The 16,386-nt window shown below is 31.3% G+C and carries 14 protein-coding genes; 7 read left to right on the forward strand and 7 right to left on the reverse strand.

Going from position 1 to position 16,386, the window contains the following annotated elements; translation table 11 throughout:
- Window positions 1–7: 7 nt before the first annotated feature.
- Window positions 8–2,950, reverse strand: coding sequence for a two-component regulator propeller domain-containing protein (locus ABY285_RS00885; RefSeq protein WP_372766047.1), 2,943 nt, complete (start codon window positions 2,948–2,950; stop codon window positions 8–10).
- Between the two features lie 304 nt (window positions 2,951–3,254).
- Between ABY285_RS00885 and ABY285_RS00890 the strand changes: the two genes are divergently transcribed.
- The 7 genes from ABY285_RS00890 to ABY285_RS00920 all read left to right on the forward strand — a co-directional run bounded on the left by ABY285_RS00890 (window position 3,255) and on the right by ABY285_RS00920 (window position 10,011).
- A complete protein-coding gene (locus tag ABY285_RS00890; protein WP_372766049.1) occupies window positions 3,255–3,770 on the forward strand; it encodes a methyltransferase in 516 nt (171 codons plus the stop codon).
- Window positions 3,771–3,775: 5 nt separating this feature from the next.
- Window positions 3,776–4,966, forward strand: coding sequence for a glycosyltransferase family 4 protein (locus tag ABY285_RS00895; RefSeq protein ID WP_372766051.1), 1,191 nt, complete (start codon window positions 3,776–3,778; stop codon window positions 4,964–4,966).
- Window positions 4,963–6,240 carry a glycosyltransferase family 4 protein gene (locus ABY285_RS00900; RefSeq protein WP_372766053.1) on the forward strand — a complete coding sequence of 426 codons (1,278 nt, stop codon included), beginning with the start codon at window positions 4,963–4,965 and terminating at the stop codon, window positions 6,238–6,240. Before ABY285_RS00895 ends, ABY285_RS00900 begins: the two co-directional genes overlap by 4 nt.
- Window positions 6,237–7,313 carry a non-hydrolyzing UDP-N-acetylglucosamine 2-epimerase gene (gene wecB, locus ABY285_RS00905; RefSeq protein ID WP_372766055.1) on the forward strand — a complete coding sequence of 359 codons (1,077 nt, stop codon included), beginning with the start codon at window positions 6,237–6,239 and terminating at the stop codon, window positions 7,311–7,313. Before ABY285_RS00900 ends, wecB begins: the two co-directional genes overlap by 4 nt.
- Entirely contained in the window at window positions 7,313–8,779 is a 1,467-nt protein-coding gene (locus ABY285_RS00910) for a polysaccharide biosynthesis C-terminal domain-containing protein (protein WP_372766057.1), read from the forward strand. The genes wecB and ABY285_RS00910 overlap by 1 nt, the downstream gene beginning before the upstream one ends.
- Before the next feature lie 86 nt (window positions 8,780–8,865).
- Complete coding sequence (locus ABY285_RS00915; RefSeq protein WP_372766059.1) at window positions 8,866–9,480, forward strand: LysE family transporter; 615 nt, start codon at window positions 8,866–8,868, stop codon at window positions 9,478–9,480.
- 42 nt (window positions 9,481–9,522) lie between these two features.
- A complete protein-coding gene (locus ABY285_RS00920; protein ID WP_372766061.1) occupies window positions 9,523–10,011 on the forward strand; it encodes a DinB family protein in 489 nt (162 codons plus the stop codon).
- On the opposite strand, the gene ABY285_RS00925 is transcribed toward ABY285_RS00920, so the two are convergent.
- The 6 genes from ABY285_RS00925 to trmD form a co-directional block, all read right to left on the reverse strand.
- On the reverse strand, window positions 9,995–11,065 hold the full coding sequence (locus tag ABY285_RS00925) for a D-alanine--D-alanine ligase (protein WP_372766063.1): 1,071 nt from the start codon (window positions 11,063–11,065) through the stop codon (window positions 9,995–9,997). The two genes, ABY285_RS00920 and ABY285_RS00925, sit on opposite strands and share 17 nt — an antisense overlap.
- Window positions 11,065–11,289, reverse strand: a complete 225-nt coding sequence (locus ABY285_RS00930; RefSeq protein WP_372766065.1) for a DUF6095 family protein — start codon at window positions 11,287–11,289, stop codon at window positions 11,065–11,067. Before ABY285_RS00930 ends, ABY285_RS00925 begins: the two co-directional genes overlap by 1 nt.
- A complete protein-coding gene (gene murQ, locus ABY285_RS00935) occupies window positions 11,276–12,097 on the reverse strand; it encodes an N-acetylmuramic acid 6-phosphate etherase (protein ID WP_372766067.1) in 822 nt (273 codons plus the stop codon). The genes ABY285_RS00930 and murQ overlap by 14 nt, the downstream gene beginning before the upstream one ends.
- A 133-nt stretch (window positions 12,098–12,230) precedes the next feature.
- On the reverse strand, window positions 12,231–14,486 hold the full coding sequence (locus ABY285_RS00940; RefSeq protein WP_372766069.1) for an NADP-dependent isocitrate dehydrogenase: 2,256 nt from the start codon (window positions 14,484–14,486) through the stop codon (window positions 12,231–12,233).
- A 777-nt stretch (window positions 14,487–15,263) separates the two neighbouring features.
- Window positions 15,264–15,614, reverse strand: coding sequence for a 50S ribosomal protein L19 (rplS, locus tag ABY285_RS00945; protein WP_372766071.1), 351 nt, complete (start codon window positions 15,612–15,614; stop codon window positions 15,264–15,266).
- 88 nt (window positions 15,615–15,702) lie between these two features.
- The gene (trmD, locus tag ABY285_RS00950; RefSeq protein ID WP_372766073.1) at window positions 15,703–16,380 is read right to left on the reverse strand and encodes a tRNA (guanosine(37)-N1)-methyltransferase TrmD; all 678 of its coding nucleotides are present in this window, start codon (window positions 16,378–16,380) and stop codon (window positions 15,703–15,705) included.
- Window positions 16,381–16,386: the final 6 nt, after the last annotated feature.

The following is a 16,386-nucleotide window of genomic DNA, read 5'->3' on the forward strand; positions in this document are numbered from 1 at the left end:
AGATAATTTAAAAACTTATTAACGGAATTTTTAGGGTAACTTTTAACCCGACTAAGGTATTAAATTCATCCGTCACATTTGAAATAATGACTAAATTTTCTTCACTTTTAGATTCATTAATCAATTGAAGCCGTTCATTTATATTGGAAAATGATATTTCCGAACTGCTCGATGTTGAAGAATTATCACTTTTTTGAATTCCAACGCCATTATCTATTATTTGACAGATTAAAAATTCGTCATCTACTATATTAAAATTCACGATAATGTGATTCGTTTTATGCTCTTCCTTAAAACCGTGCTTAAATGAGTTTTCTATAATTGGCTGTAAAATCATTGGAGGAACCAAAATATTTTCCAGTTCATCTTGTGGAATGGATGCAGTATTTATGGTATATGAGGTGTTTTTATGGAATCTTAACTTTTGAAGCTCTAAGTATAATTTAGCCATTTCAATTTCATCGGTTAAATTAATAAGATTTGATTTGGTTGACTGAAGAATTAAATTTACAAGTTCGGCAAATTTACTTAAACTGCCTTTTACTTCTTCAAGTTCTCCCTTATTTACCAAATTTTCAATGTTTACCAGCAAATTGTTTATGAAATGGGGATTCATTTGTGCATTTAATGCCTTATAACGCAGATTGGAAATATTTTCTTTGATTTTTTCATTGCGTTTAATTTTTTGGTTTCGGTTGTAAAATAAATAAGCAATAAATAATAAAAGGGCGAATGTTGCAAGGCTTATAAACCACCAGGTTTTGTAAATAGGAGGTTTTATGGTAAATGTAAATATGGAAGAATTGCTGCTTTCTAGGTTGTTTTTTGAGATTGCTTTCACCTCAAATGTGTAACTGTTTGGTGGTAATGATGAATATCTAACAGTGTTATTTTTGGTTTCAATCCAATCGGGCTCCAAGCCTAGCAAGCGATATTCAAACTTAATGTTTCCCAAACTTTTAAAAGATATTCCAGAGAAATTAAACTGAATGTTATTTAATTCATGATCAAAAGCTTGGTTGTTTGTTTTTTCAATTGAAGTATTATTCAAAAGGACTTCATTAATATGTATTCTGGGAGCTAAAATTGAATTTTCATCCTTAGAAAGATCAATAATATTCAATCCTTTTGACGTTGCTACATATACTTTGTTATTCTCAACATAACAATCCCTAACATCATTACTGTAAAGCCCGTCTGAAGTAGTATAGGATTTTATAGGTTTTATGTTATTGTTTTTGTCAAGTTCAATGTTGTTCAATCCCAAATTTGTACAAATCCAAATAGTATTTTTTGTGTCAATAAAAATAGATTTTATATAATTGCTTATTAAGCCTTCTTTTATCGATATTTTTTTAAATATTCCATTTCTTAAGAAACCCAAACCATAGGAATTTGATCCAATTAATAAACCATTTTTAAAATTCTCCAAAGCATAAATAATACTGTTGTTAAATTCTTCGCCCAAATCATATTTTTTAGTATTGTCATTGATATGGAGGTAAAGACCTTTCGTGGTTCCTATCCAAAGAGAATCTTTTGTAGTATAGCAAATGGAAGTGCTTCTCTTATCCCATAATTTTTTTGAGAGGAATGACGTTTTGTTTATCTTGGCAACTCCGTTTGCATTTGCAGTATAGATAAAATCGCCATTAAAGGAAAAATCTTTAAAACTTGTTAATCTGAGATTTTGAAAATCAGTATCATACATGTCTTTTATTTTCTTCGGAGTTAAATTTGACTCCAGTTTAAAAATAGAGGTTTCACTCAAAATATAGAGTTGATTTTCATGAGATTTTATATTAACTATCCTTTTTTGGTTTCCGCCTAATTTAAAGGAGGTCTTGGCTTGTAAAGTTTCAGCATTTAAAATAGTAATTTCACTCTGCTCATTACCTACTACTAAATTGTTTTTAAATATACTTACACTATAGAAATCATTTCTTTTTGAATCATCAAATTGAACTCCACTAATATTTAGATTTGGAAATAGAAATATGCCATTGGATTGACTACCGAGCCAAATGTTATTTTCATTGTCCAAAAAAGACCTTGTGGAATGAACGTAAGAGAGTAATTTTTTATTTTTAAATTTATCTTTTGAATTTAATAGTAACACACCATTATTTAAATTTGTGATTAAAAAGGAATCACCAAATGAGAGTGATTGATAAAGTAAATTACTTGATTCGTCATAATGATAATGATTGAAAATAGTGTTTGAAATTTGCATTGAAATACTATCAATGTTTTTAAAAACTTCCGGCCTTCCATTACGAAGTGAATTAATTGTTTTTTGACTATATAAATCTAAATTTATGACTTCCCACTTTGGGTTTAAAAAAGAACTGCTTAATATTTGTTTACGAATGTTATTGGGTTTTTTTGCATATACTAATATTTTGACTGTACCTTTAATATCCTCAACTATTTGAAGTGTTATAAATCTTATTTTTAAAAGTGAACTACTCAAATCATAACTAGTAACATTATTTTCTGAATCTAATTTTTTAATATTAGTTAATGATGCAAAAAACCAGATATTTTTATGGCTGTCTTCAAATACATTGGACACAAAATTATTAAAGCTTAAATTTTTTAAATAAGATTGATTGTTGTAACTGAATAATTTTTCATTTTGAATATACCCCATTCTTCCATTAAACCCTGTTAACCAAATACGTTTATTTGAGTCTATAAATAATGATAAAATTTCATTATCCGGGAGACCATCATCAATTGTAAAATTTTTAAATGTAAGCCCATCAAATCTGCTTAACCCATAATCTGTTGCAATCCAAATAAACCCATTTTCATCTTGGGTGATGTCATATACAGTATTACTCGGCAATCCGTTATTGATGCTGAATTGGGTAAATCCAGGAATCTGGGCAAGTAAAGATGTTTGAAATAATAGACAAACAATAAAAAGGCGAACAATTTTACGCATTAAAAGCTAACAATTAAATATCAAATATAACGCTTATAAATTTATAAAGCACACTCATGTTTAAAATATGATCGCTTGTAAAAGAGGTGTTTAATTTAGGAAATATTCGAGGTATATTTACATCAGTAACATCAATTCAGGGAAATTATTTGAAAAAGGGAATACAAGTTATGAAAATGGAAGAGGTGCTTTTAAGCGCCTTTTTTCTTGCTAAAAAATTATATTTCTGAGGAATTATTTTTATTGATTATGTATAATTAAATCAATACCTTGTGAAGGAATTTAATTTTTATTTATTTATTTGATGCATAGCACCTTACCATTAAAAAGATATCAAAATACTTTATTATTTCTGCAAGAGGTCTTACCAGCGCCAGCAACTATTTTAGATTTAGGAGTTCGCAATCCGTTTACCGAAATTATGGAGCAAAACGGATATATAGTTTATAATACTTCGGGGGAAGATTTAGATGAATTGCCGGAAATCGTTAAAAATTATAAGGTTGATGCTGTGACCGCATTTGAAATTTTTGAACATTTATTGTCACCGTATGCTGTTTTAAAAGCAATTGAAGCTAACAAATTAATTACGACAATTCCATTAAATTTATGGTTTGCAAAAGCGTATCGAAGTAAAACGGATATGTGGGACAGACATTACCACGAGTTTGAAGATTGGCAATTTGATTGGTTGATTGAAAAATCGGGCTGGGAAATAAAAAACACAGAAAAATGGACAAGCATCGTGAATAAAATTGGATTTAGACCTATTTTAAGAAAATTTACACCTCGTTTCTACGCTGTGTATGCGGAAAAATAGTTGATATGCGCATAGGAATGATTTTAGATAAAACGTTTCCGCCCGATCCTAGGGTAGAAAATGAAGCAATTTCACTTATTAAAAATGGGCATGAAGTTTTTTTATTTTGTTTGAAATATAATAAAAAGGAAGGTGATGTTTTAATCAACGGTATACAGGTAAAGCGTTATCAATCAAATAAATTAGAATACAAATTTTCAGCTCTAGCCTATACGTTTCCATTTTATACAAATTTGATGAAGCGAAAAATCGTTCGTTTTTTAAATAAATATAAGATAGAAGCAATTCATATTCACGACATTCGAATTGCTGAAGCTGTTTTTAAGGCAAATAAAACATTAAAATTAGCTACGGTTTTGGATTTGCATGACAATATGCCCGAAATCATGAAACTATATGCGCATCTTCAAAAGTTCCCGGGAAAACAATTGATTTCTCCCAAAAAATGGAAACAAAAGGAGGAAGAATTTATTAATAAGGCAACTAAAATTATCACGGTTTCACAAGAATTTATAGAAGAGGTTGTTGAACGAACGAAAATCGCTCGCGATAAAATTGTGTTGGTTCCAAATACTGTGCATCAATCATTTTATAAAGATGCCGTAATTGATAAATTGATTGTTGATGCTTACAAAAATGATTTTGTGATTTTATATTTGGGTGATACAGGATTGCGTAGAGGATTGCAAACCGCTATTGACGCATTGGTAATTTTAAAGGAAAAAATTCCAAATGTAAAGTTGGTCATTGTTGGAATTAGTTCTACCGACACCATTTTGAAACAACAGGTAACTGAATTGAAATTGGAAAGTCTTGTTGATTTTCAAGGATGGCAAAATGTAAAGCTATTTCCTTCTTATATTGTTTCAAGTAAGGTTTGCATTTCACCATTACTCAGAAATATTCAACACGATGTTGCTTACGCAAATAAACTTTTTCAATATATGAGTTTTGGAAAACCTGTTTTAGTGAGCGACGCTATTGCTCAGAAAAATTTGATTGAAAAAACGAATTCCGGATTGGTACATTTGGAGAAAAATGCCCAGGATTTTGCAAATAAAGTGATGCAGTTATACGTTGATTCGGCCTTAAGAGATCGATTGGGAAGAAATGGAAAACAATTTGTGGAAGAAGAATTTTGCTGGGAAAAAACATCAGAAAAATTAATAGCTTTGTATGCCAATTTAAAATCATGAAGAAAGCACTCATCATAACCTACTATTGGCCGCCGGCAGGAGGTTCGGGCGTTCAGCGTTGGCTGAAGTTTGTAAAGTATTTTCGGGATTTTGGTATTGAGCCCGTTGTTTATACCGTTGAAAATCCTAATTATCCTATTTTAGATGAATCGCTTTTCAAAGACATTCCAAATAATATTGAAATTTTAAAACAGCCTATTTGGGAACCAAATAATTTGTTTGCTTTCTTCGGAAAAAAGAAAACGGAGAGTGCCGGATTTTTAAATCCGAATCCTTCTTTCTTTGGAAAAACCCTTCAATATATAAGGGCAAATTATTTTATTCCAGATGCCCGAAAATTCTGGGTAAAACCATCAATCAAGTATTTAAATAAATATTTGAAATTAAACAAAATTGAGGTTGTTATTACCACTGGTCCTCCTCATAGTTTGCACTTAATTGGTTTAAATTTGAAGAAGGAATTGAATATAAAATGGATTGCAGATTTTAGGGATCCGTGGACAGAAATTGATTATTTTCAGCAGTTGCCTTTGACAAAAAAGGCCATTAAAAAACACCAATTTTTGGAAAAAGAAGTGTTAAAAAATGCTGATGCCGTTTTAGTTGTTGGTAAAACGATGAATGAAAAATTTAGCAAATTTAATAGCAATGTTGTTACGGTTACCAATGGTTTTGATGGCGAAATTTCAGAAACCTCTGTTGAATTGGATTCAAAATTTACGGTAACGCATATCGGGCTTATGAATGCTGACAGGAATCCTAAAATATTGTGGGAGGTTTTGTCGGAAATTATTGCCGAAAATAAGGAATTTGCCAATGATTTTGAATTAAAGTTAATTGGTAAAGCTGATGCTTCCGTAGTTGAGGACATTTCGACACACCAACTTTCAAGGAACATTCATGTAATTGATTATGTGACGCATGATAAGGTTATTGAGTTTCAGAAAAAATCTCAGGTTTTGCTGCTAATCGTAAATAATGTGCCAAGCGCAAAAGGTATTATTACCGGAAAAATCTTTGAATATCTGATGGTAAAACGCCCAATTTTAGGTATTGCTCCATTAAATGGGGATGTGGCTAAAATTATAACGGAAACCAATTCTGGAGTTGTAATTGATTTTAGTGACGAGATTGGGTTAAAAAAGGCTATATTAGAATTATATGCCAAATTTAAATTGGGTAATTTGACTGTGGAATCAAAAAATATTGCGCAATTTCAAAGAAAGGAATTGACAAGAAAAGTTTCAGAAATAATAAATATGACTATTGAATGAAGAAGATCGTTACTATATTGGGAGCGCGGCCACAATTTATAAAAGCGGCAGTATTAAGCAGGATAATTGCCAAACACAATGCTGTTGAAGAAGTTATAGTACATACAGGTCAGCATTATGATGCCAATATGAGCGACATATTTTTTGATGAAATGGAAATTCCAAAACCAAAATACAATTTGGCGATTAACGGAATGAGCCATGGTGCCATGACAGGTCAAATGCTTATTGAAATTGAAACAGTTTTAATCAAAGAAAAACCAAATTTGGTAGTAGTATACGGCGACACAAATTCTACGTTGGCGGGAGCACTGGCAGCAAAAAAAATGAATATAAAAGTGGTGCATGTAGAAGCAGGTTTGCGCTCTTTTAACATGAAAATGCCTGAAGAAATCAATAGAATTTTAACCGACAGAATTTCCGATCTACTGCTTTGTCCAACAGGTACCGCAATGGAAAACTTACAAAAGGAGGGCTTTGAAAATTTGCCTTCAAAAGTTGTTAAATGTGGCGATATTATGAAAGATGCCGTTGAATTTTACGGAAAAACTTCGGAACATAAATCTTCCGTAATTTCAAATTTAAACCTAGATCCGAATGAATTTGTGTTGGCCACTATTCATCGTCAGGAAAACACAGATGATTTGGAAAAACTAAAGGATATTTTCGAAGGATTGGAATTAATAAGTAAACAGAAGCAAGTAGTTTTGCCTTTGCATCCAAGAACAAAAGCCATTTTAAAAGAACATAATTTAACGTATGACATTAAAATAATTGATCCGGTTGGGTATTTTGATATGCTGGAATTGTTAAAAAAATGTAATTTGGTGGTTACTGACAGTGGAGGATTGCAAAAAGAAGCATTTTTCAATAAAAAGCACTGTATAATTGCCAGGGATGAAACGGAATGGGTGGAGTTGGTGAGTAACGGATTTGCGGAAGTTATTGGCAGTGATAAGCATAAAATGTTTCAGGCCTTTAAAAATTTTCAAAATTCAAATGCTGATTTTGAGATGCCTTTATTCGGGGAAAACACAGGGGAGAAAATTTATACTGAAATTCTTAAGTTGTAATGGGAATTATTTTAAAGCAATCTTTTTTTAATACCCTTATTATCTTTTTAGGTTTTGCCGTTGGCGGCATCAATGTGTTGTTTTTATATACCCATTTTTTACACGAAGATTATTTTGGATTAATTACCTTTTTGCTTTCCGCTGCAAATATTATTTTGCCATTGCTTGTTTTCGGGATGCAAAATACCATTGTTAAGTTTTATTCTTCTTATCAAACTAAAATTGAGCGAGATGGCTTTTTGACAACAACGCTTTTAATGCCGTTATTCATAATTATTCCTTTAGCTTTAGTAGGAACTCTTATTTATGAAAATATTGCTGATTGGATTTCATTGGAAAATCCCATTATAAAAAAATATACGTATCTCATATTTTTATTGGCCATTTTTATGGGTTATTTTGAGGTTTTTTATGCTTGGACGAAAGTGCAGTTAAATTCTGTTTTCGGAAATTTTATTAAAGAAATCTTTCCTCGTATCTGTACCACGTTTTTATTGTTTGCGGTATTTTTTAAATGGATTACCAACGAACAATTTATTTATGGGGTGGTAATTGTCTATGGCTTAAGTACTTTAATTATGATGTTTTATGCTTTTTACGTTTATAAACCAACTTTTAAATTGATACTTCCCTCAAATTTGAAGGAAATAATTTCCTTCTCTATTTATATCATTGTCGCAGGGTCGGCAGCTGGAGTTTTGTTGGAAATTGATAAGTTTATGATTCCCCAAATAGAAAAAATAGCGCAGGTTGCCTATTATTCGGTGGGGATTTATATCGCAAGTGTCATCGCAATTCCTACACGTGCCATGCAACAAATTACAAGTCCGATTACAGCCAAAGATATGAACGAAAATAATATTGGTGAAGTTGAAAAATTATACAAACAAACCTCCATAAATTTATTGGTCATTGGCGGGCTGTTTTTTCTGCTGATAAATTTAAATATTTCAGATTTATATGTGTTAATTAATAAACCACAATTTACGAAGGGAATATGGGTTGTACTTATTATTTCAGTGTCGAAACTAATGGAATTGGCATTAGGGACTGGAAATGCAATTTTGTTAAATTCTAAATATTTTAAAATATTTTTTTACTTATCGTTAGCTATGGCTATTAGTGTAGTTTTTTTAAACAAATGGTTAATTGCTTGGGTCGGTATTGACGGAGCGGCAATAGCTACCCTGATTGTTGTTGTTGTTTATAGCGTAGTTAAAATAATTTATTTAAAAGCCAAATTAAATATTCAGCCTTTTGGTATAAATACCATTAAATTGGGGGTAATTATTTCAGTAATATTTGCTATTTTTTATTTTTGGAATTTTAATTTTCATCCCATTATTAATATTGGATTAAAATGCATAATCATTTCAATATTGTATTTTTTGCTTATTAATAAATTACAAATTTCAAAAGATATTAGTAGTTTTGTTGGTAAATATATGGCGAAAAGCGAATCGTAAAGTAATTAGTATCCGGTAACAAGTAATTTTTAATTTTTTAATTGGTTATGATATTTTAACCTTTAACCTTTCAAATTTTCAGCATAATGATTTATATTCTTCACGTTTTTTATGGAATGACAATGGCTTATTTCGGATTGATTTCTCCCGGAATGCTCAATATGACAGTGCTTAAAATTAGAATTAATGTGGGTAAAATTGAAAGTTTAAAATTTGCTTTAGGGGCAGCGTTGATTATTCTTTTTCAATCTGGTATTGCTTTATTTTTTGCTGATTTTTTTATTAAAAATCCCAAAGTCATTGAGATATTAAAAACTGCAGGGATTTTCGTTTTTTTTATTTTAGCTGTATTTTTCTTCTTTCTGTCCCGAAAAAAAGTTGGAGAGAACAATATGATCAGCAAAGGAAATTTTTTTATTAAGGGCCTGGCAATGTCATCGGTTAACATGTTGGCAATCCCTTTTTATTTGGGCATCAGTATTTATTTAGGTTCTGAAAATAAGATAATTATTGAATTTCCCTATATTTTATTTTTTATTCTTGGTGCCACAATGGGTTCGTTTTTGCTATTTTACACCTATATATTTTTTGCAAAAATTATTAGTAAGAAAATTTCATTCATTGCGACGAACATCAATATTATTCTAAGTTTATTATTTTTGTCGCTTGGGATATTCACATTAGTTAAGCTGATAAGCTAAATTATTTTATATTTAACAGATAAAAATTATTATTTATTCGATATGATTGACGCCATTGAAAAAAACTTATATAGAGGAATTCAGCTTTTAAATTGCATTTCAGATGATGAATATAACAATACTTCAATTGCGCCTTATTATTCAAGCATTGGCGGGCATATGCGTCATATTTTAGATGTTTTCGATTGTATTTTGGACGGATTAGATTCAAATAACATTAATCTAATCAATAGAAAGCGAAATGAATTGGCAGAAAATCACACTGAATATGGAATCGCTTATATTGAGGAAATTATTCAACAGCTAGAATTAATTAGGAACGAAGATTTTAATAAAATTGTTATGGTAACTGATGATTTGGGATTAGGAATTATTTCTGCAAATTATACTTTGGGCGGAATTTTAATTCAAGCACACAGTCATGCCATTCATCATTTTGCAAGTGTGGGATATGTAATTTCTCAACTTGGAATTGAACTTCCTGATGTTGATTTTGGATTTAATCCAACTACGCCTAAAAATAATTTTTAGCATTAGAATTTAGCGCTTTTACTTTTTTTAGATACTTTTTATAATTAAAATATAGTGAAATCAAATAATTTAAATTAGTGAAGCTAACCTTGTTTATTTCATTATTTTTAATGCCAATGAGATATATTATTTTCCAATGATTTTTAATTGATACTAGTGCCTGAAGATAACTGCCTTTTGATGAATCATAAATATGGGTAGGTTCAGAAATTACGCCGTTAATTTCAATAATTTTTATATTCTTACCTAATAAAAGTTCATCAAAATTATGATACTTTATATCGATTCTTCCATAAAACCAACCTTTAATATCAGCATTTAATTCGTTCATAAAATTAGTTAATTGACTAGAAATTAGATTATTGCCATTTATGAACTGGGTTCCTTTGGAATGATTTCCAATAATGTTTAGAATAACTTCTTCATTGTTTTTTGGAATAGTTTTAAGCCTGTCCTTATTTAATTCTGTAATTAATTTAAAATAATGTTTGGCTCTTTCATCATTCAGGATAAGGCTTAAAATTGTTGAATTGCCATTTCCGATTACTGTTAAATATTTTTTAAGAGTAACAGAGGTTATTGTCCCGGTTTTTGCTGCTGGTATTCTATAATATAAAATTCCGCATTCATTTTTGTATTCAATAAATTCTTGAATGATTAAATTTATGGAATTGTATTTTTTAATATAGATAGAGAGTTCATTTTCATCTTTAACCTTTGTTACCAACAATCCCCTAAAACCAATATCAGGTTTAATGATTAAAGGAAATTGTATGTTATTTGAGGTTAATTTTGGGGCGATTTCTTCAAAATTTTCACCTTTGGTCACATAAATTGTTTTCGGGCAATATTTTTGAGGTAACAATTGAAGTGTTTTATATTTTGATTCCAATCCGTTACCGGAACCTTCTATACTTGGATTAACTGCCGAAAAGAAGCCAAAACTTCTCGCTTTTATAGCCAAATAAAAAGCATAAGGCAATAATGGAACATAAAACATATAGGAAGGCCAATATTCCCAGTTTGTAAATTTTTTTAAATGACTGATTCCCATTATTTGGTGTTAAAAAAGGCATTTAGAATTATTTTAATTCCTAAAAACCCTAAAATAATGGCTGTGATTGCCAATATAATTCCAACAATGAGCCATAAATAATTGTTTTGCTGCCTAATGGCTTTAAACCCGATGGTTATTAAAATTGGAGCCGCAATCAAAAGGGGTAAAGTGGCTAATTCATACTTTAGGCCTCTTACCAATTCGTTTCTATCTGTTCCCATTTGTATAATTTTGGATTGCAGTTCTTACGTTTTTATGTTTTATTAGCAGTTCAATGGCTTTTTCTTCTGATATATTCAATTCCTCCATCAGTATTTTTGTTCCTCTGATGACCAATTTATTATTCGTTAATTGCATATCAACCATTTTATTCCCTTTTATTTTTCCAAGTTGAATCATAACGCCAGTTGAAATCATATTTAAAATAAGTTTTTGGGCGGTGCCTGCTTTCATTCTTGAACTCCCTGTCACAAATTCCGGACCTACCACAACTTCAATGGGGTATTTCGCGATTTTCGCAAGCGGACTTCCAACATTGCATGTAATACATCCTGTTAAAATATTATTTTCATTGCATTTTTTTAGGCCATTTACAACATATGGAGTGGTTCCTGAAGCGGCAATTCCAATCACAATGTCGTTATTGTTAATGTTATGACTTTTTAAATCTTTCCAACATTGTGTGATGGAATCTTCTGCAAATTCAACAGCTTTTCTAATTGCGGTGTCTCCGCCGGCAATAATGCCAATAACAAGATTGTGTGGAACTCCAAAGGTTGGCGGACATTCAGAAGCGTCTAGTATTCCCAGTCGACCACTTGTTCCTGAACCTATATAAAATAATCTGCCCCCATTTTTCATTTGTTGTACAATTACCTGTACCAATTTTTCAATAGCTGGAATCACTTTTTCAACAGCGAAGGGAACGGTTTTGTCTTCAGAATTGATATGTGTCAGCAATTCAATTACAGTCATTTTTTCCAAATGATTGTAATTGGAGGCTTGCTCAGTAGTTTTTGTGAAATCCATTTTTCAAAAATACTAATTTTTTGTGTCAACTTATTTCAAAACGTTAAATTCAGACAAAAAAAGAGCAAGAATTTAAGTTCTTGCTCTATTATGAATTATGAAAATCTCTTAAAAAATATTTTCAAAATTTATTTTAATAAGCTTTTGAAGAGATGTTTACAGAAGAGACTGAGGCAATAATTTTATTAAATGTATCGCTTGGTCTCATTGCCTTATTTACTAAATTATCATCAAATTTATAATAACCGCCAATATTTACAGGCGTTCCTTGCGCATTATTCAATTCACTTATAATAACAGTTTCATTTGTTGTTAATTCTTTAGCAATGTTGGTGAAAATTTCCTTTAATTTGGCATCTTTATTTTGAGCGGCCAATGCTTGCGCCCAATAAGTTGCTAAGTAGAAGTGACTTCCTCTATTGTCCAGTTGATTAACTTTTCGAGATGGAGACTTGCTGTTGTCTAAGAATTTGTCTGTAGCTTCATCTAACGTTTCAGCCAAAATTAAAGCTTTTGGTACGTTATAATTATTTCCCAAATGTTCTAAAGATACTGCCAATGCTAAAAATTCACCTAAAGAATCCCATCTCAAATGGCCCTCTTTAACAAATTGTTGCACATGTTTAGGTGCGGAACCACCAGCGCCAGTTTCAAATAATCCGCCGCCATCCATTAAAGGGACAATGGATAACATTTTTGAACTGGTACCTAATTCTAATATTGGAAAAAGGTCGGTTAAATAATCACGTAATATATTTCCAGTAACAGAAATTGTGTCCAATCCTTTTTTAACCCGGTCTAAAGTACACAGTGTAGCTTCTGTAGGATTCATTATCTGAATATCTAAGCCAGTCGTGTCGTAGTTTGGAAGATATTTGTTTATTTTATTTATGATTTGTGAATCATGCGCCCTGTTTTTGTCTAACCAAAATATTGCAGGAACATTAGTAGCTCGTGCTCTGCTTACGGCAAGTTTAATCCAATCCTGAATTGGCGCATCTTTTGTCTGGCACATTCTCCAAATATCTCCTTTTTCAACAGTGCTTTCTAATAATAGGTTACCGGATGCATCCACAACTTGTACAGTTCCATTTACTTGTATTTCAAAAGTTTTATCATGAGAACCATATTCTTCTGCTTTTTGGGCCATTAAACCAACATTAGGAACTGTTCCCATTGTTCTTGGGTCAAAAGCGCCATGTTTTTTGCAAAAATCAATAGTAGCAGCATAAATTCCAGCATAAGTACTGTCTGGAATTACTGCTTTTACATCTTGTAATTTACCGTCAGCATTCCACATTTGACCAGAAGTGCGGATCATTGAAGGCATTGAAGCGTCAATAATTACATCACTTGGCACATGAAGGTTGGTTATGCCTTTATCAGAGTCAACCATGGCGATTGCAGGGCCATTTTCTAAACAAGATTTGATATCTGCTTCAATAGTCGATTTCTGAGCTTCAGGCAAGCCTTTAATTTTGCTGATTAAATCACCAAAGCCATTATTTACATCAACGCCAAGTTCTTTAATAACGGCACTGTGCTTTTCAAACACATCTTTGAAGAAAGCCGTAACAGCATGTCCAAAAATGATTGGATCAGAAATTTTCATCATCGTTGCTTTCATGTGTAATGAAAACAATACATTTTTAGCTTTGGCATCTTTAATTTGTTCATCCAGGAATTTAACCAAAGCTTTTTTACTTATAAAAGTAATATCAATAATTTCACCTGTCAATAATGCTGTTTTTTCTTTTAATACAGTTACAGCTCCATTTTGATCAATAAATTGAACTTTTACATCTCCAGCTTTAGAAACAGTTATTGATTTTTCATTATTGAAAAAATCGCCGCTTTTCATGGAAGAAACATGTGTTTTTGAATCTGCTGACCAAGCGCCCATAGAATGTGGGTTCTTTTTGGCATAATTTTTTACTGCTTTAGGCGCTCTGCGATCTGAGTTTCCTTCACGAAATACAGGATTCACAGCTGATCCTTTAGCTTTATTGTATCTTAGTTGAATATCTTTTTCTTTGGAATTTGTAATTTCATCGGGATAATTTGGAATAGCGTAACCTAAAGATTGCAGTTCCTTAATGGCCGCTTTTAATTGGGGTTCAGAAGCAGAAATATTGGGTAATTTTATAATATTAGCTTCTGGTTTTTTTACTAATTTTCCCAACTCAGTTAAGGTATCTGGAACGCGCTGTTCCGGAGTTAAATATTCTGGAAATAAAGCTAAAATTCTGCTTGATAATGAAATGTCTTGAGTTTCGACTTCAATACCTGCCGGTTTTGTGAATGCTTCTATAATTGGTAAAAATGAATAGGTTGCTAAAGCAGGAGCTTCATCTGTTTTAGTATAAATTATTTTAGGTATTTTACTCATAATTCTTTGTGTTTTAAAAACTATAATTATCAATAAAGTCTGAAATTATAGCAGGGTAAATTAATTTCGTTTAACGTTTTGCAAATATAAGGAATATAGACGAAAAAATTGCCCCCGAAAACGTTATAAATAAGGGTATAATTTTGTGATTAATCTAAAAAAAGTATTGAAATTTTGAAGAAATTATAACAACAAAAAAAACAAAAGCCATAATATTGATTGCTCAGTATTATGGCTATTTGCTGAAACATTTTTTTAATAAGTCATCAGTCTAATATTTAACTGTTATTGTCATTCTCCTTAAAGAACGGCATACCTTTAAATTTTGTACTGTAACCCTTTTTCTTACGAATCAAGTTCTTATTAAATTGACGTTTCTTCTAAAATAGAATCTAAAACTTTGTTGTAATTCCTAAAAATTACTCGATTTAAGATTCCGTTTTAAAAAGTGCTTTTAAAACCATGTTCCATTTATTCATGCTAAATACTTGGGCACATTACTTGTTACAGTGTGGTTTCAAAAACTATGTTCAAGAACATATAGAACTTCGCATTGAGATTTTTTGGTTCAACTTTAAAGTTTTCACTTTAAGGTTTATGTTAAGCACTCTTGCTAATTCCTTTTGTAAAATAAATACCTAAAAACCTATTTTCCAAATTTATAACACATTTGTTTTCAATAAGATATGAACTTGACTTATTAACAAATGTTAATAACCAAAAAACCCGTTTTGAAATTTCAAAACGGGTTTTTTTATATTTATTAAGGAAAGCAGATTAACGTCTTTTTTCTTTAATTCTTGCTTTTTTACCTGTTAAACCTCTAAAGTAGAAAATACGTGCTCTACGTACGCTACCTTGTTTGTTAACTTCAATTTTTTCAATTGCTGGTAAGTTTACAGGAAAAATACGTTCTACACCAACTGTTCCTGACATTTTTCTGATGGTAAATGTTTCAGAAGCACCTGCTCCTCTACGTTGAATTACAGTGCCTCTAAAGTGCTGGGTACGTTTTTTTTCACCTTCTTTAATTTCATAGTAAACAGTGACAGTGTCTCCTGACTGAAATTCTGGTAGCTCATTTTCGGTTACAAAATTGTCTTGAACAAATTTTACTAAATCTTCCATTGTTAATTTTTTAATGGGTTTTTCAATGACCAACATTCACGATTTTCGTCAGAGGTTGATTTTGAGTGTGCAAATTTAATAAAAAAGATTAATCTTTTAACAAATCTGGTCTTATTTTTTTTGTTCTTTCTAAGGCTTTCTCATTCCGCCATTCCTCAATCTTCGGAAAATTACCCGATAACAAAATTTTCGGTACCTCAAGCCCTTTATATTCTGATGGTCTTGTGTAAACGGGAGGCGAAAGTAAGTTGTCCTGAAACGAATCGGTCAGCGCCGAGGATTCATCCCCCAAAACACCAGGAATTAGTCTGATAATGGCATCGCATAAAACTGCAGCGCCCAATTCTCCGCCGCTCAAAACATAATCTCCTATAGAAATTTCTTTGGTAATTAATAACTCACGAACTCGGTGATCAACTCCTTTATAATGTCCGCAAAGAATCATAATATTTTCAGACAAAGACAATGTATTTGCCATTTGCTGATTTAATGTTGGCGCATCAGGCGTGAGGTAAATAATTTCATCATAATCGCGCTCCAGTTTCAGTTCTGAAATGCATTTGTCTATGGGCTCAATCATTAAAACCATTCCTGCGCCGCCACCAAATTGGTAATCGTCAATTTTTCCATAATCATTTAAAGCATATTTCCTTAAATCATGAAAATGAACTTCGACCAATTTTTTGTCGATTGCCCGTTTAATAATGGAATATTCAAACGGACTTTTAATAAGTTCAGGTGATACGGTAATGATATCAATTCGCATTTGGCA

The sequence above is a fragment of the Lutibacter sp. genome (genome assembly GCF_041555395.1).
Classification (GTDB): Bacteria; Bacteroidota; Bacteroidia; order Flavobacteriales; family Flavobacteriaceae; genus Lutibacter.

Excerpts from the sequence above, each read along its gene's own strand:
- ABY285_RS00885 (WP_372766047.1), bottom strand. The coding sequence starts at position 2,950 with ATGCGTAAAATTGTTCGCCTTTTTATTGTTTGTCTATTATTTCAAACA.
- ABY285_RS00890 (WP_372766049.1), top strand. The coding sequence starts at position 3,255 with ATGCATAGCACCTTACCATTAAAAAGATATCAAAATACTTTATTATTT.
- ABY285_RS00895 (WP_372766051.1), top strand. The coding sequence starts at position 3,776 with ATGCGCATAGGAATGATTTTAGATAAAACGTTTCCGCCCGATCCTAGG.
- ABY285_RS00900 (WP_372766053.1), top strand. The coding sequence starts at position 4,963 with ATGAAGAAAGCACTCATCATAACCTACTATTGGCCGCCGGCAGGAGGT.
- wecB (WP_372766055.1), top strand. The coding sequence starts at position 6,237 with ATGAAGAAGATCGTTACTATATTGGGAGCGCGGCCACAATTTATAAAA.
- ABY285_RS00910 (WP_372766057.1), top strand. The coding sequence starts at position 7,313 with ATGGGAATTATTTTAAAGCAATCTTTTTTTAATACCCTTATTATCTTT.
- ABY285_RS00915 (WP_372766059.1), top strand. The coding sequence starts at position 8,866 with ATGATTTATATTCTTCACGTTTTTTATGGAATGACAATGGCTTATTTC.
- ABY285_RS00920 (WP_372766061.1), top strand. The coding sequence starts at position 9,523 with ATGATTGACGCCATTGAAAAAAACTTATATAGAGGAATTCAGCTTTTA.
- ABY285_RS00925 (WP_372766063.1), bottom strand. The coding sequence starts at position 11,065 with ATGGGAATCAGTCATTTAAAAAAATTTACAAACTGGGAATATTGGCCT.
- ABY285_RS00930 (WP_372766065.1), bottom strand. The coding sequence starts at position 11,289 with ATGGGAACAGATAGAAACGAATTGGTAAGAGGCCTAAAGTATGAATTA.
- murQ (WP_372766067.1), bottom strand. The coding sequence starts at position 12,097 with ATGGATTTCACAAAAACTACTGAGCAAGCCTCCAATTACAATCATTTG.
- ABY285_RS00940 (WP_372766069.1), bottom strand. The coding sequence starts at position 14,486 with ATGAGTAAAATACCTAAAATAATTTATACTAAAACAGATGAAGCTCCT.
- rplS (WP_372766071.1), bottom strand. The coding sequence starts at position 15,614 with ATGGAAGATTTAGTAAAATTTGTTCAAGACAATTTTGTAACCGAAAAT.
- trmD (WP_372766073.1), bottom strand. The coding sequence starts at position 16,380 with ATGCGAATTGATATCATTACCGTATCACCTGAACTTATTAAAAGTCCG.